The organism is Mycolicibacterium hippocampi (assembly GCF_010723735.1).
In the GTDB taxonomy this organism is placed as follows: Bacteria; Actinomycetota; Actinomycetes; order Mycobacteriales; family Mycobacteriaceae; genus Mycobacterium; species Mycobacterium hippocampi.
The window spans coordinates 4,902,800-4,923,086 of record NZ_BLLB01000002.1 but is presented as its reverse complement, the minus strand read 5'-3'; the positions used below and the strand labels follow the sequence as shown (position 1 = coordinate 4,923,086).

The window sequence follows — 20,287 nt, the reverse complement described above, 5'->3', positions numbered from 1 at the left end:
GATCTTGTGACTGAAGCGTTCGACTGCACCGATCCGGCACAGCGCGAGGCCGGCATCGCATCGGCGATCAGCGCGGTCAATGGCGGGCGCCTCGTCGTGATGCCCACAGACACGGTGTACGGCATCGGCGCCGACGCCTTCGACGGTGCCGCGGTCGCGGCGCTGCTGGCGGCGAAAGGGCGTGGCCGGGACATGCCGGTGCCCGTGCTGGTCGGGTCCTGGCACACCATCAAGGGACTCGTCTACACGGTCCCCAAGAGCGCACAAGAGCTGATCCAGGCGTTCTGGCCGGGCGCGCTGAGCCTGGTGGTCCGCCAGGCTCCGTCGCTGCAATGGGATCTCGGCGACGCGAACGGCACCGTGATGCTGCGCATGCCGTTGCATCCGGTGGCCATCGAGCTGCTGCGGGAAGTCGGGCCGATGGCCGTGTCGAGCGCGAACATCTCCGGCCGGCCGGCCGCCCTGACCGCAGCGCAGGCCCGCGAGCAACTCGGCGATCTCGTCGAGGTCTACCTCGACGGTGGTCCCGCCGAGCAGCAGGCGGCGTCGACGATCGTCGATCTGACCGGGACGCATCCGCGGGTGTTACGTCAGGGTCCGGTGACGACCGAGGCGATCGCCGGCGTGCTGGGCGTCGACGCCGCGGCTCTGACCGCCCAGTCGGATTGACTCTGGAGCCTCGTGCCTTACGGTTCAGCGATGATCACGGCAGTGCCCGCGACGGAGCCACTGTCCTCGACGCTGCTGGCGCTGTCCGACCGGGGCGCGGGCGTCCCGCTGCGGGAACTCGCGCTGGTCGGCCTGACCGCTGCGATCATCACCTATCTGGCGACCGGCTGGGTCCGGATGCTGGCCACCCGGTGGGGAGCGGTTGCCTACCCGCGCGAGCGCGACGTCCACCTGCAGCCCACCCCGCGGATGGGTGGGCTCGCGATGTACCTGGGGGTGGTGGCCGCGGTCCTGTTGGCGTCCCAGCTGCCGGCGTTGACCCGCGGCTTCGTCTATTCGTCGGGCATGCCCGCGGTTGTGGTAGCGGGCGGGCTCATCATGGTCGTCGGCCTGATCGACGACCGGTGGGGACTGGACGCGCTGACCAAGTTCGCCGGTCAGATCACCGCGGCCAGCGTGCTCGTCACGATGGGGGTCGCGTGGAGCGTCCTCTACATCCCGATCGGCGGCGTCGGGACCATCGTGCTGGATCAGGTCTCCTCGATCCTGCTCACGCTGGCATTGACGGTCGCCATCGTCAACGCGATGAACTTCGTCGACGGCCTGGACGGCCTGGCCGCGGGCCTGGGACTGATCACCGCCTCGGCGATCTGCATCTTCTCCATCGGGCTGCTTCGCGACCACGGCGGCGACGTGCTGTTCTACCCGCCGGCGGTGATCTCCGTCGTCCTCGCCGGAGCCTGTCTGGGCTTTCTCCCGCACAACTTCCACAAGGCCAGGATCTTCATGGGCGACTCGGGCTCGATGTTGATCGGCCTGATGCTCGCCGCCGCATCGACGACCGCCGCGGGACCGATCTCCCAGACCGCGTACGGCGCCCGCGACGTGTTCGCGCTGCTGTCGCCGTTCCTGCTCGTCGTGGCGGTGATGTTCGTGCCCGCGTTGGACATGTTGCTGGCGATCATCCGGCGCACCCGCGCGGGGCTGAGCCCCTTCAGCCCCGACAAGATGCACCTGCACCACCGACTGCTCGAGATCGGCCACTCCCACCGGCGGGTGGTGTTGCTGATCTATCTCTGGGTGGGCATCGTCGCGCTCGGCGCAGCGAGCACCATCTTCTTCGACCCACGACACACCGCGGCGGTGATGGCGGGGGCGATCTTGATCGCCGTAGTGGCGACCCTGATCCCGCTGCTGCGGCGCCGCGACGACCCTGCCGAGCAGCTGTACGACGGAAAGTAGTAGGCCCTCTTTTGTGGCTCTCACCATATGTTAGGGTTCGATGAGAACCCGAAATTACCTCGCGGGTTGCCGGCCCCGGACCATCGGTTCACACCGATCGGAACGGAACTTTGACCGACAGTTCGACCGATCACAGGAGCTACCTCTTGGGTGATTCCAGCGCGCCTGCCGCCCTCCGTTACGCTACGGGCACTACGCACCGGATCATCGGGACCGGCTCCTGTGAAGGCTCAGCAGTTTCGACGACCGCGGGATTGAGGTGAACAAGTGACGACACCAGCGCAAGATGCGCCGTTGGTGTTTCCGTCCGTCGCTTTCAGGCCCGTACGCCTCCTGGTGATCTGTGTCGTGCTCGCCGCTCTGGCGACCCTTGGCCTCGGACTTGTGGGGCGCGTGATGATCGGGGTGTTCTTCGGCATCGGGCTGGGGCTGGGTCTGATCAACGCGCTGCTCATCCGGCGGTCGGTCAGCAAGATCACCGCCGAGGAGCATCCACTCAAGAGCAAGATGGCGGTCAATTCCGCGACTCGCCTGATGATCATGACGGTCATCGGCTTGACGATCGCGTTCGTGTTCCGGCCTGACGGACTGGGTGTGGTGTTCGGCATGGCTTTGTTCCAGCTTCTGCTGGTGTTTACGACCGCACTACCGGTGGCAAAGAAACTGCGGGCCGGCGCCGCCGACGCGAGCAGCCCGGCAAGCCACGGAGCCGAAGGGGAAGTCAGCTAGCAATGAACGGGACGATTCTCGCCGCCGAGTCCGGCATTCACGTCGGGCAGCACACCGAGGCCGAGTGGTTCGGTCTGACGGTCAACACCGACACCCTGCTCTCGACGACGATCGCCGCGGTGATCGTGCTCGCGTTGGCGTTTTTCCTCCGCGCCAAGGTGACGTCCACCGGCGTGCCCGGTGGTGTGCAGCTGTTCTGGGAGGCCATCACCGTCCAGACGCGAAACCAGATCGAAAGCGCCATCGGCATGCGGATCGCGCCGTTCGTGCTCCCGCTGGCGCTGGCGCTGTTCGTGTTCATCCTCGCAGCCAACTGGCTGTCGGTGTTCCCGTGGCAGTACTCCGACGAGACCGGCATCCACGAGTTCCTCAAGCCGGCCGCCTCGGACATCAACTTCGTCATCGCCCTCGGTCTGTTCGTGTTCGTCTGCTACCACGCGGCCGGCTTCTGGCGCCGCGGCGTGATCGGACACCCGATCAAGCTCCTCAAGGGCCACGTCGCGTTCCTCGCGCCGATCAACCTCGTCGAAGAGATCGCCAAGCCGGTTTCGTTGTCACTCCGTCTTTTTGGCAACGTGTTCGCCGGCGGCATCATGGTGACGATCATCGCGCTGTTCCCGGCCTACATCCTGTGGGCGCCCAACGCGCTGTGGAAGTCCTTCGAACTGTTCATCGGCGCCATCCAGGCGTTCATCTTCGCGCTTCTGACGATCTTGTACTTCGGTCAGTCGATGGAGTTGGAAGAGCACGACGCACACTGAACTGACCATCCCGACATGCTCGACCCACGACACCTGGTAGGACTCCTACCAGCTAGCAAGGAGGAAAGAAATGGATCCCACAATCGCTGCCGGCGCGCTCATCGGCGGTGGACTTCTGTTGGGGGGCGGCGCCATCGGCGCGGCAATCGGCGACGGTGTCGTCGGTAGCGCGCTGGTCAACGGCGTCGCGCGGCAGCCCGAAGCTCAGGGCCGGCTCTTCGTCCCGTTCTTCATCACAGTCGGTCTGGTCGAGGCGATGTACTTCATCAACCTGGCGTTCATGGCGCTGTTCGTCTTCGCAACCCCGGTTGCGTAGTCGGCTTGGAGTCTCGAGTCATGGGTGACCTGAGCACGACCATCCTCGCCCAGGAAGAGGGCGGGGGAGGCAACTTCCTGCTCCCCAACGGCACGTTCATCTTCGTGCTGCTCATCTTCCTGATCGTGCTTGGTGTCATCGCCAAGTTCGTGGTGCCGCCGATCAGCAAGGTGCTGCACGAACGTGAGGCAATGGTCGCCAAGACCAACGAGGACTTGCGCAAGTCGTCCGAGTTGTCGGCCGCAGCGCAGGCCGATTCACAAGAGGTGATGACCGAGGCTCGCCGTGAGGCGTCGGCGATCCGGGACGAGGCGCGCGGTGAAGGGCGCAAGATCGTCGAGGACATGCGCGGTCGAGCCGGTGCCGAAGCCGGGGAGACCCTGCAGCAAGCCAACGACCAGCTGTCCGAACAGGGCCGGGCGACCACCACAGAACTGCAGTCGTCGATCGAGGCTCTGTCGGAGAAGCTGGCCAGCCGCGTGCTCGGCGTGGACGTCGCCCCGACGAGCAGTCAGGGACGGTAACAAATGTCGACATTCATCGGTCAGTTCGTCGGGTTCCTGCTCATCGTGTTCCTTGTGGTGCGCTACATCGTGCCCCTGGTACGCAAGATGATGACAGCGCAGCAGGAAACGGTGCGCCGTCAACTCGAGGAGAGCGCCGTCGCCGCCGAGAAGGTGGCGAAGGCCGACTCCGAGCACACCAAGGCGGTCGAGGCGGCGAAAGCCGACGCTTCCAAGGTGGTCGAGGAGGCGCGTGCTGATGCCGAGAAGATCGGCGAGCAGCTGCGGGCGCAAGCCGATGCAGAGGTCGAGCGGATCAAGGTGCAGGGTGCCGCGCAGGTCCAACTGCTGCGGCAGCAGCTGATCCGCGAGCTTCGTCAGAATCTCGGCACCGAATCCATCTATCGCGCAGGCGAACTCGTCCGGCAGCACGTGTCGGACGCGGACCGGCAGGCGGCCACTGTCGATCGGTTCCTCGACGAGTTGGACGCCATGGCCCCGTCGGAGGCCGTGATCGCGGACACCGCGGGTAGCGAACTGCGAGCCACCAGCCGAGATTCCCTGGATGCCGTGGTCGCGCGGTTCGACGAACTCACCTCCGACGTCGACGCCGAGGGTCTGTCGACGGTGGCGGACGACCTGACGTCGTTCGCGAAGCTGCTGCGCGCGGAGATGGTGCTGGCCAAGCACTTCGCCGAGCCTGCGGACGAGGGACAGGGCAAAGCCGGCCTGGCCGAAACCCTGCTGTCGGGCAAGATCTCCGACACCTCGCTCGAGATCGTCAAAGCCGCGGTGTCACAGCGTTGGTCGAGCGAAGCGGATCTGGCCTTCGCGGTCCGGCACGTCGCCAGACTGGCCCTGCTGGTGCGGGCGGAGCGGAACAACGAGACCACCGAGGTCGAGGACGAGCTGTTCCGGTTCGGCCGTGTCCTGGACTCCGAATCGCAGCTGAACTCGTTGCTGAGCGATCACACCGCACCCGCCGAGGGGCGGATCGGTCTGCTCGACGGCGTACTCGGCGACAACGCCAACTCCACGACGCGGGCGTTGTTGAACCAGACGATCGAACTGCTTGCAGGCGAGCGGGCCGACGAGGCGGTCCGGGAACTCGCCGAACTCGCGGTGGCCCGTCGCGGCGAGGTCGTCGCGCACGTCACCGCGGCCGCCGATCTCAGCGACGGGCAACGTACCCGTCTCACGGAAGTGCTGACGCGCATCTACGGGCACCCGGTGTCGCTGCAGCTCCACCTCGACCCCGACGTGCTGGGCGGCCTGAAGATCGCCGTCGGCGAAGAGGTCATCGACGGCTCGCTGTCGTCACGGCTGGCAGCGGCCGAGACCCAGTTGCCCGACTAACAGAATTCGACACGACAGACACGAAGGCAGGAACCAAAAGCCATGGCAGAGTTGACAATCTCGGCTTCTGACATTCAAGGGGCGATCGAGGACTACGTCGCCAACTTCTCCGCCGAGACCGAGCGTGAGGAGATCGGCACAGTCATCGACGCCGGTGACGGCATCGCGCACGTAGAAGGCCTGCCCTCGGTCATGACCCAGGAGCTCCTCGAGTTCCCCGGCGGTGTGCTCGGGGTGGCGCTGAACCTCGACGAGCACAGCGTCGGCGTGGTGATCCTCGGTGACTTCGAGAAGATCGAGCAGGGCCAGCAGGTCAAGCGCACCGGCGAGGTGCTCTCGGTGCCGGTCGGGGACGCGTTCCTCGGGCGCGTCATCAACCCGCTGGGACAGCCCATCGACGGTCAGGGCGACATCGAGTCGAACACCCGCCGCGCGCTGGAACTCCAGGCGCCGTCGGTGATTCAGCGCCAGGGCGTGTCGGAGCCACTGCAGACCGGTATCAAGGCGATCGACTCGCAGACTCCGATCGGCCGCGGCCAGCGCCAGCTCATCATCGGCGACCGCAAGACCGGCAAGACGGCCGTCTGCGTGGACACGATCCTCAACCAGCGCCAAGCCTGGGAGACCGGCGACCCCAAGCAGCAGGTGCGCTGCGTGTACGTCGCGATCGGCCAGAAGGGCACCACGATCGCCAGCGTGAAGCGGGCCCTCGAAGAGGGCGGCGCGATGGAGTACACCACCATCGTCGCAGCACCCGCATCCGACGCCGCTGGCTTCAAATGGCTGGCGCCCTACACCGGTTCGGCCATCGGCCAGCACTGGATGTACGACGGCAAGCACGTGCTGATCGTGTTCGACGACCTGTCCAAGCAGGCCGACGCCTACCGCGCGATCTCGCTGCTGTTGCGCCGCCCCCCGGGTCGCGAGGCCTTCCCCGGCGACGTGTTCTACCTGCATTCGCGGCTCCTGGAGCGTTGCGCGAAGCTGTCCGACGAACTCGGCGGCGGCTCGATGACCGGACTGCCGATCATCGAGACCAAGGCCAGCGACATCTCGGCGTTCATCCCGACCAACGTCATCTCGATCACCGACGGCCAGTGCTTCCTGGAGTCCGATCTGTTCAACCAGGGTGTGCGACCGGCCATCAACGTCGGTGTGTCGGTGTCCCGCGTCGGTGGCGCCGCACAGATCAAGGCGATGAAAGAAGTGGCGGGAAGTCTGCGCCTAGAGCTGTCCCAGTACCGCGAGCTCGAGGCATTCGCCGCGTTCGCCTCGGATCTGGATGCTGCGTCGAAGGCCCAGCTGGAGCGTGGCGCCCGTCTGGTCGAGCTGCTCAAGCAGCCGCAGTACACGCCGTACTCGGTGGAAGACCAGGTCGTCGCCATCTTCCTCGGCACCAAGGGTCACCTCGACTCGGTTCCGGTGGAAGACGTCGCGCGCTTCGAATCCGAGGTCCTGGAGCACGTCCGGGCGTCCCACGAGGAGATCCTCAAGGAGATCCGGGAGAGCAAGAAGCTCTCCGAGGAGACCGAGAAGAAGCTGACCGACGTCATCAACGAGTTCAAGAAGGGCTTCTCGGCCAGCGACGGCAGCTCGGTGGTCGTCAACGAAGCCGAGACCGAGGCCATGGACGAGGAAGACGTCGAGAAAGAATCCGTGAAGGTCCGTAAGCCGGCGCCCAAGAAGTAGAGCGGACCCGAAATCATAGGATCTGGAAAGGGTCTGGAGAGCTAGATGGCTGCAACACTGCGCGAACTTCGCGGGCGCATCCGTTCCGCCGGGTCGATCAAGAAGATCACCAAGGCCCAGGAACTCATTGCGACGTCGCGAATCGCCAAGGCGCAGGCCCGAGTCCAGGCGGCTCGGCCGTTCGCCAACGAGATCACGAACATGCTCACCGAGCTCGCCAGCGCCAGCGCGCTGGACCACCCGCTGCTCGTTCAGCGGGAGAACCCCAAGCGGGCGGGCGTGTTGGTGGTGTCCTCGGACCGCGGACTGTGCGGCGCCTACAACGCCAACGTGCTGCGGCAGGCCGAGGAACTGTTCGCGTTGCTACGGGAAGAGGGCAAGACACCGGAGCTGTACGTGGTCGGCCGAAAGGCCCTGGGCTACTACAACTTCCGCCAGCGTGAGGTGACCGAGTCGTGGACCGGGTTCTCCGAGCGGCCGACCTACGAGAACGCGCGGGAGATCGCCGGCACGCTGGTGAACGCGTTCATGTCCGGGGTCGACGACGAAGGTGACGAACCCGGCGACGACGGCATTCTCGGCGTCGACGAGCTGCACATCGTGTTCACCGAGTTCAGGTCGATGCTGTCGCAGACCGCTGCGGCCCGCCGGATCGCGCCGATGGTGGTCGAGTACGTCGAGGACGAGCCCGAAGATGACGGGCCTCGGACGCTGTTCTCGTTCGAGCCGGACCCAGAGACGCTGTTCGATGCGCTGTTGCCGCGGTACGTCGCAACCCGCGTCTACGCCGCGCTGCTGGAAGCGGCGGCCTCGGAGTCGGCGTCGCGGCGACGCGCCATGAAGTCGGCCTCCGACAACGCCGACGATCTCATCAAGGATCTGACGCTGATGGCCAACCGCGAACGTCAGGCCCAGATCACCCAGGAAATCAGCGAAATCGTCGGCGGCGCCAACGCGCTGGCCGACGCGAAGTAAGCCCCCGTAGGAAGCGAAGAGGAAATGACTGCAACCGCAGAAGAGACCAAGAGCGACAGCAAGAGCGGTTCCGCCGGTCGCGTCGTGCGTATCACCGGGCCGGTCGTGGACGTCGAGTTCCCGCGGGGAGCGGTGCCCGAGCTGTTCAACGCGCTGCACACTGAGATCACCTACGGGGACCTGGCCAAGACGCTGACCCTCGAGGTCGCGCAGCACCTCGGCGACAACCTGGTGCGCACCATCTCCATGCAGCCCACCGACGGTCTGGTGCGCGGCGTCGAGGTGACCAACTCCGGCCGTTCGATCGAGGTACCCGTCGGTGACGGCGTAAAGGGCCACGTGTTCAACGCGCTGGGCGACTGCCTGGACGAACCCGGCTACGGCGAGGACTTCGACCACTGGTCCATCCACCGCAAGCCGCCGCCGTTCGCCGAACTCGAGCCTCGCACCGAGATGCTGGAGACCGGCCTCAAGGTCGTCGACCTGCTCACCCCGTACGTGCGTGGCGGCAAGATCGCCCTGTTCGGCGGCGCCGGCGTGGGCAAGACCGTGCTGATTCAGGAGATGATCAACCGCATCGCCCGCAACTTCGGTGGCACCTCGGTGTTCGCCGGCGTGGGGGAGCGCACCCGTGAGGGCAACGACCTGTGGGTCGAGCTCGCCGATGCCGACGTGCTCAAGGACACCGCGCTGGTGTTCGGCCAGATGGACGAGCCGCCCGGCACCCGTATGCGTGTGGCGCTCTCGGCGCTGACGATGGCGGAGTACTTCCGCGACGAGAAGCAGCAGGACGTGCTTCTGTTCATCGACAACATCTTCCGGTTCACCCAGGCCGGTTCCGAGGTGTCGACGCTGCTCGGCCGTATGCCGTCCGCGGTCGGTTACCAGCCCACCCTGGCCGACGAGATGGGTGAGCTGCAGGAGCGCATCACCTCGACCCGGGGCCGCTCCATCACCTCGATGCAGGCCGTGTACGTGCCCGCCGACGACTACACCGACCCGGCGCCGGCCACGACGTTCGCGCACCTCGACGCGACCACTGAGCTCAGCCGAAACGTGTTCTCCAAGGGCATCTTCCCGGCCGTGGACCCGCTGGCGTCGTCCTCGACGATCCTGGATCCCTCGGTCGTCGGTGACGAGCACTACCGGGTGGCACAGGAAGTCATCCGGATCCTGCAGCGCTACAAGGACCTCCAGGACATCATCGCCATTCTCGGTGTCGACGAGCTGTCCGAAGAGGACAAGCAGCTGGTCAACCGGGCACGGCGGATCGAGCGCTTCCTGAGCCAGAACATGATGGCGGCCGAGCAGTTCACCGGTCAGCCTGGCTCGACGGTGCCGCTCAAGGAGACCATCGAGGCGTTCGACAAGCTGAGCAAGGGCGATTTCGACCACCTGCCCGAGCAGGCGTTCTTCCTGATCGGTGGGCTCGACGACCTGGCGAAGAAGGCCGAAAGCCTCGGCGCCAAGCTGTGATGAGCGCTCGCGCGAAGAACCGACGAGCACTGAGCGCTGTGCTGCGAAAGGTGGTGTGACGTGGCCGAAATCAACGTCGAGATCGTCGCCGTGGAGCGCGAACTGTGGTCGGGTGAGGCGACGTTCGTGTTCACCCGCACCACCGCCGGCGAGATCGGCATCCTGCCGCGGCACATCCCGCTGGTGGCCGAGCTCGTCGACGACGCGATGGTGCGTGTCGAGCGCGAAGGCGAGGACGACCTGCGCATCGCGGTCGACGGCGGGTTCTTGTCTGTCACCGAAGAGGCAGTGCGGATCCTGGTGGAGCGGGCCGAGTTCGAGTCGGAGATCAATGCCGACGAGGCGAAGCAGGACTCCGAGTCCGACGACGAGCACACCGCGGCATGGGGCAGGGCGCGGCTTCGCGCCCTCGGTCAGATCGACTAGCAGGCGAGCCGGTGAGCGCGTCCATGCTGTTCATGGTCGCGCTGGTCGGCGTGCTGCTGATCGTCGTCGTCGCGCTCTCGTACCGGTTGTGGAAGCTCAGGCAGGTCGGGGGCACCGCGGCGATCCTGCGGGACGTGCCCGCCGTCGGCGGTCACGGCTGGCGGCACGGCGTGATGCGGTACCGCGGCGGGGAGGCCGGCTTCTACCGGCTGTCGAGCATGCGGTGGTGGCCGGACCGGACGCTGAGCCGTCGGGGTCTGGAGGTCGTGTCGAGGCGAGCGCCCCGCGGTGACGAGTTCGACATCATGACCGAGGAGATTGTCATCCTGGAATTGCGTGACGTCGGACCCGAGCCCGGACGAGGCTATGAGATCGCGCTGGATCGCGGCGCGTTGACGGCGTTCACCTCGTGGCTGGAATCGCGGCCGTCGCCGCGGGCGCGGCGCCGAAGCTACTGAGACTGCTCGCCCGGCCGCCAGAGCACGTCGCCCTGCGGGTTCGCCACGCGGGACAGGATGAAAAGCAGGTCGGAGAGCCGATTGAGGTACTTCGCGGGCAACACGCTGACCGACTCTCCTTCGGTGTCGACCGCATGCCACGCGGACCGCTCGGCTCGCCGCGCCACGGTGCGCGCCACGTGCAGCAACGCGGACAGCGCCGTGCCGCCCGGCAGCACAAACGAATTGAGCGCCGGCAGCCCCTCGTTGAACTCGTCGCACCACGATTCCAGGCGATCGATGTAGTCCTGCTTGATGCGCAGCGGCGGGTACTCCGGGTTCTCGACCACCGGGGTCGACAGATCGGCGCCCGCGTCGAAGAGGTCGTTCTGAATTTGCCGCAGCACGTCGAGAAGTCGCCCCTCGGGATGTCCGAGAGACACGGCGACACCGAGCGCGGCGTTGGTCTCGTCACAGTCGGCGTACGCCGCCAACCGTGCGTCGTTCTTCGAGACCCTGCTGAAATCGCTGAGCCCGGTGGTCCCATCGTCGCCGGTCCGTGTGTAGATGCGGGTGAGGTGGACAGCCATGCTGAAACCGTACCGGTGCGGGCGGCGCGTTGGATGCCAGGAAACTGACACGCTCGTCGGAGGCTGTTTACACTGGCCGCGTGAGCGAGCGTTTCGTAGTGACCGGCGGCAGTCGGTTATCTGGCGAAGTTGCCGTCGGGGGCGCCAAGAACAGCGTGTTGAAGCTGATGGCGGCCTCGCTGCTCGCGGAGGGCACCAGCACCATCACCAACTGCCCCGACATTCTCGATGTGCCGCTGATGGCCGAGGTGCTCCGGGGCCTCGGCGCCACCGTGGAGCTCGACGGCAGCGTCGTGCAGATCACCTCACCAGACGAGCTGAAGTACGACGCGGACTTCGCCGCGGTCCGTCAGTTCCGCGCGTCGGTGTGTGTGCTCGGTCCGTTGGTGGGGCGGTGCAAGCGGGCGAAGGTGGCGTTGCCCGGCGGTGACGCCATCGGCTCGCGTCCGCTGGACATGCATCAGTCGGGCCTGCGCCAGCTGGGTGCGCGATGCAACATCGAACACGGCTGTGTCGTCGCGGAAGCCGACCACCTGCGCGGCGCCGAGATCCAACTGGAGTTCCCGTCCGTCGGCGCCACCGAGAACATCCTGATGGCCGCGGTGCTCGCCGAGGGTGTGACGACGATCCACAACGCCGCCCGCGAACCTGACGTCGTCGACCTGTGCACGATGCTCAACCAGATGGGCGCCCAGGTCGCCGGTGCCGGGTCGTCGACCCTGACGATCACCGGTGTCGACCGTCTCCATCCCACGCAGCACCGGGTCATCGGTGACCGGATCGTGGCCGCGACGTGGGGCATCGCGGCGGCGATGACACGAGGCGACATCTCGGTCACCGGGGTGGATCCTGCCCATCTGCAGCTGGTGTTGCACAAACTGCACGACGCCGGGGCGACGGTGACGCAGAGTGACGACGGCTTCCGGGTGGTCCAGTACGAACGCCCGAAGGCGGTGAACGTGGCGACGCTGCCGTTCCCCGGCTTCCCCACAGATCTCCAACCGATGGCCATCGGTCTCGCGGCGATCGCCGAGGGGACATCGATGATCACCGAGAACGTGTTCGAGGCGCGCTTCCGGTTCGTCGAAGAGATGATCCGGCTCGGTGCCGACGCCCGGACCGACGGTCACCATGCCGTGCTGCGGGGGATTCCTCAGCTGTCGAGTGCTCCGGTGTGGTCCTCGGACATCCGCGCCGGCGCCGGTCTGGTGCTCGCGGGTCTGGTCGCCGATGGTGACACCGAGGTGCACGACGTCTTTCACATCGACCGCGGTTACCCGAAGTTCGTGGAAAACCTGGTCGCTCTGGGCGCGGAGATCGAGCGCGTCGAGTAGTGTCCCGCAGCCCAGAACTGGCGCTGTGCTGGTCATTTGGGACTGAGCGCCACAGCGCGTAGTATTTCGGAAGAAGCCAACGGCCCCAGCCCAAAAGGCGCGGCGGACGAGGTTTGACCTCCCTGGTCACATGCAGTACAGTGGCAGGGTTGCCTGAAAACCGGGTGTGTTGTTTGAGAACTCAATAGTGTGTTTGGTGGTTTTTGTTTGTTTTTTGGTCATGCCTGCATTTTCCCGTTTGGGGGTGTGACTGTTTTTTGGATGCCAGTTTTTGGTGTCTGTTTGTTAGGTCAGGCTTGTTCTGATTCGAATTCTGCTTGTGCCTGTGGGTGCGAGAGGGTTTTGTTTGGAGAGTTTGATTCTGGCTCAGGACGAACGCTGGCGGCGTGCTTAACACATGCAAGTCGAACGGAAAGGCCCTTCGGGGTACTCGAGTGGCGAACGGGTGAGTAACACGTGGGTGATCTGCCCTGCACTTTGGGATAAGCCTGGGAAACTGGGTCTAATACCGAATATTTCCTGCTGGTTGCATGACTGGTGGGGGAAAGCTTTTGCGGTGTGGGATGGGCCGCGGCCTATCAGCTTGTTGGTGAGGTTATGGCTTACCAAGGCGACGACGGGTAGCCGGCCTGAGAGGGTGACCGGCCACACTGGGACTGAGATACGGCCCAGACTCCTACGGGAGGCAGCAGTGGGGAATATTGCACAATGGGCGCAAGCCTGATGCAGCGACGCCGCGTGAGGGATGACGGCCTTCGGGTTGTAAACCTCTTTCAGTAGGGACGAAGCGAAAGTGACGGTACCTGCAGAAGAAGGACCGGCCAACTACGTGCCAGCAGCCGCGGTAATACGTAGGGTCCGAGCGTTGTCCGGAATTACTGGGCGTAAAGAGCTCGTAGGTGGTTTGTCGCGTTGTTCGTGAAAACTCACAGCTTAACTGTGGGCGTGCGGGCGATACGGGCAGACTGGAGTACTGCAGGGGAGACTGGAATTCCTGGTGTAGCGGTGGAATGCGCAGATATCAGGAGGAACACCGGTGGCGAAGGCGGGTCTCTGGGCAGTAACTGACGCTGAGGAGCGAAAGCGTGGGGAGCGAACAGGATTAGATACCCTGGTAGTCCACGCCGTAAACGGTGGGTACTAGGTGTGGGTTTCCTTCCTTGGGATCCGTGCCGTAGCTAACGCATTAAGTACCCCGCCTGGGGAGTACGGCCGCAAGGCTAAAACTCAAAGAAATTGACGGGGGCCCGCACAAGCGGCGGAGCATGTGGATTAATTCGATGCAACGCGAAGAACCTTACCTGGGTTTGACATGCACAGGACGCCGGCAGAGATGTCGGTTCCCTTGTGGCCTGTGTGCAGGTGGTGCATGGCTGTCGTCAGCTCGTGTCGTGAGATGTTGGGTTAAGTCCCGCAACGAGCGCAACCCTTGTCTCATGTTGCCAGCACGTAATGGTGGGGACTCGTGAGAGACTGCCGGGGTCAACTCGGAGGAAGGTGGGGATGACGTCAAGTCATCATGCCCCTTATGTCCAGGGCTTCACACATGCTACAATGGCCGGTACAAAGGGCTGCGATGCCGTGAGGTGGAGCGAATCCTTTCAAAGCCGGTCTCAGTTCGGATCGGGGTCTGCAACTCGACCCCGTGAAGTCGGAGTCGCTAGTAATCGCAGATCAGCAACGCTGCGGTGAATACGTTCCCGGGCCTTGTACACACCGCCCGTCACGTCATGAAAGTCGGTAACACCCGAAGCCGGTGGCCTAACCCCTTGTGGGAGGGAGCCGTCGAAGGTGGGATCGGCGATTGGGACGAAGTCGTAACAAGGTAGCCGTACCGGAAGGTGCGGCTGGATCACCTCCTTTCTAAGGAGCACCACAAGACTCAGTGCCCGCCCACATCGTGTGGGGGTTCGGGATTGTCTGGGCGATTCTGTGGATGGCCCTTCGCCTGTAGTGGGTGGGGGTCTGGTGCATAAAGTTAGACAACAAGCAACTGACCGGGTCGGGAGGATCCTTTCGGGGGTTCGATTCCTGGTCGAGAATGACTGCCGGACACACTATTGGGCTTTGAGACAACAAGCCCGTGCCCCTGTCGGGGGTGGCTCTGCGTTGGTGGAGTCGGAGTGTTGTTGCCCTGCTTTGGTGGTGGGGTGTGGTGTTTGATTTGTGGATAGTGGTTGCGAGCATCAAGAGGCACAGCCTTTTTGGGGTTGTGTTCTTGGATGTAATGCAAATTTTTCTGATACCCGCACATGGTGTCTGCTCTTTCGGGGGTGGGTGTGGTGTGTGGGTGATGACTCATTTTTTTGGTTTTGTGTTGTAAGTGTTTAAGGGCGCATGGTGGATGCCTTGGCACTGAGAGCCGATGAAGGACGTGGGAGGCTGCGATATGCCTCGGGGAGCTGCCAACCGAGCGTGGATCCGAGGATGTCCGAATGGGGAAACCCGGCGCGAGTGATGTCGTGTCACCCGTACCTGAATACATAGGGTGCGGGGGGGAACGCGGGGAAGTGAAACATCTCAGTACCCGTAGGAAGAGAAAACAAAAGTGATTCCGTGAGTAGTGGCGAGCGAAAGCGGAGGATGGCTAAACCGTGTGCATGTGATACCCGGCGGGGGTTGTGTGTGCGGTGTTGTGGGGTCTGTGTTCTTTCCTCCGCCGAGGAGAGCAGCAGTTATAAAATAGTGTGTTAGTCGAAGTGGCCTGGGATGGTCTGCCGTAGTGGGTGAGAGCCCCGTAGGCGAAAACACGTTATCTGCTGTCACAGGTTCCCCGAGTAGCAGCGGGCCCGTGGAATCTGCTGTGAATCTGCCGGGACCACCCGGTAAGCCTGAATACTTCTCAGTGACCGATAGCGGATTAGTACCGTGAGGGAATGGTGAAAAGTACCCCGGGAGGGGAGTGAAATAGTACCTGAAACCGTGCGCTTACAATCCGTCAGAGCCCTCCTTCGTGGTGGGGTGATGGCGTGCCTTTTGAAGAATGAGCCTGCGAGTCAGGGACATGTCGCGAGGTTAACCCGTGTGGGGTAGCCGTAGCGAAAGCGAGTCTGAATAGGGCGTATCCACACAACAGTGTGTGGTGTAGTGGTGTGTTCTGGACCCGAAGCGGAGTGATCTACCCATGGCCAGGGTGAAGCAGCAGTAAGATGTTGTGGAGGCCCGAACCCACTTAGGTTGAAGACTGAGGGGATGAGCTGTGGGTAGGGGTGAAAGGCCAATCAAACTCCGTGATAGCTGGTTCTCCCCCGAAATGCATTTAGGTGCAGCGTCGCAGTGTTCGTGTCGGAGGTAGAGCTACTGGATGGCCGATGGGCCTCACAAGGTTACTGACGTCAGCCAAACTCCGAATGCCGACACGGTGTAATGCGGCAGTGAGACGGCGGGGGATAAGCTCCGTGCGTCGAGAGGGGAAACAGCCCAGATCGCCGGCTAAGGCCCCTAAGCGTGTGCTAAGTGGAAAAGGATGTGCAGTCGCAGAGACAACCAGGAGGTTGGCTTAGAAGCAGCCACCCTTGAAAGAGTGCGTAATAGCTCACTGGTCAAGTGATTGTGCGCCGATAATGTAGCGGGGCTCAAGCACACCGCCGAAGCCGCGGCAGCACACTTGTTGTGCTGGGTAGGGGAGCGTCCTGCATCCGGTGAAGCCACAGAGTGATCTAGTGGTGGAGGGTGTGGGAGTGAGAATGCAGGCATGAGTAGCGATTAGGCAAGTGAGAACCTTGCCCGCCGAAAGACCAAGGGTTCCTGGGCCAGGCCAGTCCGCCCAGGGTGAGTCGGGACCTAAGGCGAGGCCGACAGGCGTAGTCGATGGACAACGGGTTGATATTCCCGTACCCGTGTGTGGGCGTCCCTGATGAATCTGTTCTGCTAACCGCCCAAATGGTGGATCACCAATCCCTTTCGAGGGTGCGGGGTTCGCCGGCTGCGCGGGACCCGGATGGGTAGTAGTCAAGCGATGGGGTGACGCAGGAAGGTAGCCGTACCAGTCAGTGGTAATACTGGGGTAAGCCTGTAGGGAGGAACCTAGGTAAATCCGGGTTTCACATATCCTGAGAGGTGATGCATAGCCGATTGAGGCGAATTCGGTGATCCTATGCTGTCGAGAAAAGCCTCTAGCGAGCACACACACGGCCCGTACCCCAAACCAACACAGGTGGTCAGGTAGAGAATACCAAGGCGTACGAGTGAACTATGGTTAAGGAACTCGGCAAAATGCCCCCGTAACTTCGGGAGAAGGGGGACCCCCGTACCGTCAACACCCTTTGCGGTGGGCAGCGGTGGGGGGTGGCACAAACCAGTGAGAAGCGACTGTTTACTAAAAACACAGGTCCGTGCGAAGTCGCAAGACGATGTATACGGACTGACGCCTGCCCGGTGCTGGAAGGTTAAGAGGACCCGTTAACCCTTCGGGGTGAAGCGGAGAATTTAAGCCCCAGTAAACGGCGGTGGTAACTATAACCATCCTAAGGTAGCGAAATTCCTTGTCGGGTAAGTTCCGACCTGCACGAATGGCGTAACGACTTCTCAACTGTCTCAACCATAGACTCGGCGAAATTGCATTACGAGTAAAGATGCTCGTTACGCGCGGCAGGACGAAAAGACCCCGGGACCTTCACTACAACTTGGTATTGGTGCTCGATACGGTTTGTGTAGGATAGGTGGGAGACTGTGAAGCGGCCACGCCAGTGGTTGTGGAGTCGTTGTTGAAATACCACTCTGATCGTATTGGGCTTCTAACCTCGAACCGTCTATCCGGTTCAGGGACAGTGCCTGGCGGGTAGTTTAACTGGGGCGGTTGCCTCCTAAAAAGTAACGGAGGCGCCCAAAGGTTCCCTCAACCTGGACGGCAATCAGGTGTTGAGTGTAAGTGCACAAGGGAGCTTGACTGCGAGACGTACATGTCAAGCAGGGACGAAAGTCGGGACTAGTGATCCGGCACCCCCGAGTGGAAGGGGTGTCGCTCAACGGATAAAAGGTACCCCGGGGATAACAGGCTGATCTTCCCCAAGAGTCCATATCGACGGGATGGTTTGGCACCTCGATGTCGGCTCGTCGCATCCTGGGGCTGGAGCAGGTCCCAAGGGTTGGGCTGTTCGCCCATTAAAGCGGCACGCGAGCTGGGTTTAGAACGTCGTGAGACAGTTCGGTCTCTATCCGCCGCGCGCGTCAGAAGCTTGAGGAAACCTGTCCCTAGTACGAGAGGACCGGGACGGACGAACCTCTGGTACACCAGTTGTCCCACCAGGGGCACCGCTGGATAGCCACGTTCGGACAGGATAACCGCTGAAAGCATCTAAGCGGGAAACCCCCTCCAAGACCAGGCTTCTCACCCATTCAGTGGGATAAGGCCCCCCGCAGACCACGGGATCGATAGACCAGACCTAGAAACCTAGCAATAGGCGCAGGGAACTGGCACTAACCGGCCGAAAACTTACAACAACAACAAAACCTCGCAACCACACCACGAATGCCCAAACACGCATTCACACCCCACCACCAAATAACACCTCCACCCCACAACACGGGGTGGCACTCAAAAACGAGTGAAAATAAAGTTACGGCGGTCCATAGCGGCAGGGAAACGCCCGGTCCCATCCCGAACCCGGAAGCTAAGCCTGCCAGCGCCGATGATACTACCCACACGGGTGGAAAAGTAGGACACCGCCGAACACACATTAAAGCCCTTTGCCCCCCAAACACAATTGGGGGGCAAAGGCATTTAAAAGACGGTATTTCTGCAGCTATTCCGTCACCTATTCTGGTCAGTCGAACAGAGTCGCCACCGGTGCTACTTTCTGCTTCTCCATTTCCAGAAGCGCCCTTTTTCTTTCAAGGCCGCCGCCGTATCCGGTCAGGCTCCCGTTCGCCCCGATGACTCGGTGGCACGGCACGATGATGCCGATCGGGTTGTGGCCGTTGGCGAGTCCGACGGCGCGGAAGGCGCCCGGGGCGTCGAGCTGTTTGGCGATCTGGCCGTACGAACGTGTCTCTCCATACGGGATCGTCAGCAGTGCCGCCCACACTCGGCGTTGAAAAGCGGTTCCCACGAGGTCCAGTTCCAGCTCGAAATCCGTTCGTGTTCCGGTGAAGTACTCCTCGAGCTGGGCGACGGCGTCGGCGAACGCAGTGTCGTCAGGTTCCCAGCCGGCGCGGCTGGGTTCATAGGTCTGATCCACCATGCGCAGGTGCCGTAGCCGGCCCGCCGAGCCGGCAAGTGTCAGCGTGCCGACTGGGCTGTCCATGGTGCGATATCGAATGTGTTCCATCATTTCTCCTTGGGTGGCCACTGGTTCACGGCGTGGTCGAGTGCGGTCCAGAGGTGCTGGGTGGCGTAGGAACGCCACGGCTGCCAACGGGTGCTGCGCTCCTGCAGATGAGTCGGCGCCGTCGGCAACCCGAGCTGGCGCGCCGCCGCCACCACCCCCAGGTCGGTGGCCGGGAACGCATCCGGATCCCCGGGGCCGCGCATCGCGATCATCTCCGCGGACCAGGGGCCGATGCCGGGAAGCTTGAGCAACTGGTTGCGCGCCAGGGTCCAATCACATCCGGAGTCCAGCACGACGTCCCCGTCCCGCAACGCGGTGACAAGCGCGGTCAACGTGCGCCGCCTGGCCTTCGGAAATGCCAGCAGTTCCTCGTTGAGGTCCGAAAGGTCGGTGGCCGACGGAAACACATGGGTCAGGTGGCCTTCGGCGTCCTTGATGGGACGGCCGTAGGCCGCCACGATTCGTCCGGCGTGGGTACGCGCCGCCGCCATCGACACCTGCTGGCCGAGGACGACACGCAGGGCGATCTCGTGCTCGTCGACCGTCCGTGGGATGCGCTGACCGGGGGCCTTGGCGACCAACGTACCGAGCTCCTCGTCGGCGCCGAGCGCAGCCACGATGGCCTCGGGATCGGCGTCCAGATCCAGCAGTCGCCGGCACCGGGCAATCGCTGTGGACACGTCTCGAAAGTCGTCGACCACAAGTCGGCACCGGACATGGTCGGGGTGTGGTTGCAGGCTGACGATCCCGGTGCCGTGTGGTAGGGCCAGCGTCCGCCGATACGCGCCGTCACGCACTTCCTCGACACCGGGCACGGTGCTGGCCGCCAGATGGCCGAACAGCCCTTCGTAGGCGAACGGTGCCCGCACCGGCAGCCGCAGCGTCATAACACCGGTGCCGAGGGTGTCGTCAGCGCCGAAACGGGTACGCGCCCTTCGGCGTAGCGACGTCGGTGTCAGGTCGCAGACCGTGCGCAAGGTGTCGTTGAACTGGCGGATGCTGGAGAACCCGGCCGCGAAAGCGACGTCGCTGAACGGCATCTCGGTGGTCTCGATGAGCACTCGTGCCATCTGCGCCCGCTGTGCCCTGGCCAGCGCCAGCGGCGCCGCTCCCACCTCGGCATGCATGAGCCGTTCCAGCTGGCGCACGGTGTACCCCATCCGCGCAGCCAGACCGGTGACGCCCTCCCGGTCGACCGTGCCGTCGGCGATCAGCCGCATCGCACGGGCCACGACGTCACCGCGGACATTCCATTCGGGTGAGCCGGGGGAGGCGTCCGGCCGGCACCGCTTGCAGGCCCGGAATCCGGCCCGCTGCGCCGCGGCCGCGGTGGGATGGAAGCAGATGTTGCGGGCAAAGGGCGGCCGGACCGGACAGCTGGGCCGACAGTAGATCTTCGTGGTGAGCACAGCGGTGACGAACCAACCGTCGAACCTCGCGTCCTTGGCCTGGACGGCCCGGTAGCAGCGGTCGAAGTCGGTGTGCATGACATTCACACTTACACGTGGGCGCCGA

At 63.6% G+C, this 20,287-nt stretch carries 16 protein-coding genes and 3 rRNA genes; 16 read left to right on the top strand and 3 right to left on the bottom strand.

Annotated features, from left to right (window positions below):
- Nucleotides 1-6 precede the first annotated feature (6 nt).
- The 12 genes from G6N53_RS24635 (at nt 7) to G6N53_RS24580 (ending at nt 10,600) form a co-directional block, all read left to right on the top strand.
- Nucleotides 7-669 carry an L-threonylcarbamoyladenylate synthase gene (locus G6N53_RS24635; RefSeq protein WP_163893472.1) on the top strand — a complete coding sequence of 221 codons (663 nt, stop codon included), beginning with the start codon at nt 7-9 and terminating at the stop codon, nt 667-669.
- Nucleotides 670-699: 30 nt separating this feature from the next.
- Nucleotides 700-1,911 carry a glycosyltransferase family 4 protein gene (locus G6N53_RS24630; RefSeq protein ID WP_163893469.1) on the top strand — a complete coding sequence of 404 codons (1,212 nt, stop codon included), beginning with the start codon at nt 700-702 and terminating at the stop codon, nt 1,909-1,911.
- Nucleotides 1,912-2,178: 267 nt separating this feature from the next.
- Entirely contained in the window at nt 2,179-2,640 is a 462-nt protein-coding gene (locus tag G6N53_RS24625) for an ATP synthase subunit I (protein WP_163893466.1), read from the top strand.
- A gap of 2 nt (nt 2,641-2,642) precedes the next feature.
- Nucleotides 2,643-3,401, top strand: coding sequence for a F0F1 ATP synthase subunit A (gene atpB / locus G6N53_RS24620; RefSeq protein WP_163893463.1), 759 nt, complete (start codon nt 2,643-2,645; stop codon nt 3,399-3,401).
- A 70-nt stretch (nt 3,402-3,471) separates the two neighbouring features.
- Nucleotides 3,472-3,717 carry a F0F1 ATP synthase subunit C gene (locus tag G6N53_RS24615; RefSeq protein WP_069407341.1) on the top strand — a complete coding sequence of 82 codons (246 nt, stop codon included), beginning with the start codon at nt 3,472-3,474 and terminating at the stop codon, nt 3,715-3,717.
- Nucleotides 3,718-3,737: 20 nt separating this feature from the next.
- On the top strand, nt 3,738-4,241 hold the full coding sequence (locus tag G6N53_RS24610) for a F0F1 ATP synthase subunit B (protein ID WP_163893459.1): 504 nt from the start codon (nt 3,738-3,740) through the stop codon (nt 4,239-4,241).
- Between the two features lie 3 nt (nt 4,242-4,244).
- Nucleotides 4,245-5,576, top strand: a complete 1,332-nt coding sequence (locus G6N53_RS24605; protein ID WP_163893457.1) for a F0F1 ATP synthase subunit B/delta — start codon at nt 4,245-4,247, stop codon at nt 5,574-5,576.
- Nucleotides 5,577-5,618: 42 nt separating this feature from the next.
- Nucleotides 5,619-7,265, top strand: coding sequence for a F0F1 ATP synthase subunit alpha (atpA, locus tag G6N53_RS24600; RefSeq protein WP_163893453.1), 1,647 nt, complete (start codon nt 5,619-5,621; stop codon nt 7,263-7,265).
- Nucleotides 7,266-7,310: 45 nt separating this feature from the next.
- Nucleotides 7,311-8,240, top strand: a complete 930-nt coding sequence (locus G6N53_RS24595; RefSeq protein WP_163893451.1) for a F0F1 ATP synthase subunit gamma — start codon at nt 7,311-7,313, stop codon at nt 8,238-8,240.
- Between the two features lie 24 nt (nt 8,241-8,264).
- Nucleotides 8,265-9,716, top strand: coding sequence for a F0F1 ATP synthase subunit beta (gene atpD, locus G6N53_RS24590; RefSeq protein ID WP_163893448.1), 1,452 nt, complete (start codon nt 8,265-8,267; stop codon nt 9,714-9,716).
- Between the two features lie 60 nt (nt 9,717-9,776).
- Complete coding sequence (locus G6N53_RS24585; RefSeq protein WP_163893445.1) at nt 9,777-10,142, top strand: F0F1 ATP synthase subunit epsilon; 366 nt, start codon at nt 9,777-9,779, stop codon at nt 10,140-10,142.
- An 11-nt stretch (nt 10,143-10,153) separates the two neighbouring features.
- Nucleotides 10,154-10,600: a DUF2550 domain-containing protein gene (locus tag G6N53_RS24580; protein ID WP_234897448.1), complete on the top strand. Its 447-nt coding sequence runs from the start codon at nt 10,154-10,156 to the stop codon at nt 10,598-10,600.
- Here G6N53_RS24580 and G6N53_RS24575 read toward each other — a convergent pair.
- Complete coding sequence (locus tag G6N53_RS24575) at nt 10,594-11,169, bottom strand: cob(I)yrinic acid a,c-diamide adenosyltransferase (protein WP_163893442.1); 576 nt, start codon at nt 11,167-11,169, stop codon at nt 10,594-10,596. The genes G6N53_RS24580 and G6N53_RS24575 overlap by 7 nt on opposite strands.
- Nucleotides 11,170-11,249: 80 nt before the next feature.
- Here G6N53_RS24575 and murA point away from each other — a divergent pair, with 80 nt between their 5' ends.
- The 4 genes from murA to rrf all read left to right on the top strand — a co-directional run bounded on the left by murA (nt 11,250) and on the right by rrf (nt 18,176).
- Nucleotides 11,250-12,503 (top strand): UDP-N-acetylglucosamine 1-carboxyvinyltransferase, encoded by a 1,254-nt coding sequence (murA, locus tag G6N53_RS24570; RefSeq protein WP_163893439.1) that lies wholly within the window; start codon nt 11,250-11,252, stop codon nt 12,501-12,503.
- Nucleotides 12,504-12,846: 343 nt separating this feature from the next.
- A 16S ribosomal RNA gene (locus G6N53_RS24565) occupies nt 12,847-14,366 on the top strand.
- A 454-nt stretch (nt 14,367-14,820) separates the two neighbouring features.
- Nucleotides 14,821-17,945: ribosomal RNA gene (locus tag G6N53_RS24560) — 23S ribosomal RNA — on the top strand.
- A gap of 117 nt (nt 17,946-18,062) precedes the next feature.
- Nucleotides 18,063-18,176 (top strand): 5S ribosomal RNA (rrf, locus tag G6N53_RS24555).
- The 16S, 23S and 5S rRNA genes sit together here, the layout of an rRNA operon.
- 92 nt (nt 18,177-18,268) lie before the next feature.
- On the opposite strand, the gene G6N53_RS24550 is transcribed toward rrf, so the two are convergent.
- Nucleotides 18,269-18,772, bottom strand: a complete 504-nt coding sequence (locus G6N53_RS24550) for a methylated-DNA--[protein]-cysteine S-methyltransferase (RefSeq protein WP_163893437.1) — start codon at nt 18,770-18,772, stop codon at nt 18,269-18,271.
- Entirely contained in the window at nt 18,772-20,259 is a 1,488-nt protein-coding gene (locus tag G6N53_RS24545) for a DNA-3-methyladenine glycosylase 2 family protein (RefSeq protein WP_163893434.1), read from the bottom strand. Before G6N53_RS24545 ends, G6N53_RS24550 begins: the two co-directional genes overlap by 1 nt.
- Between the last annotated feature and the right edge of the window lie 28 nt (nt 20,260-20,287).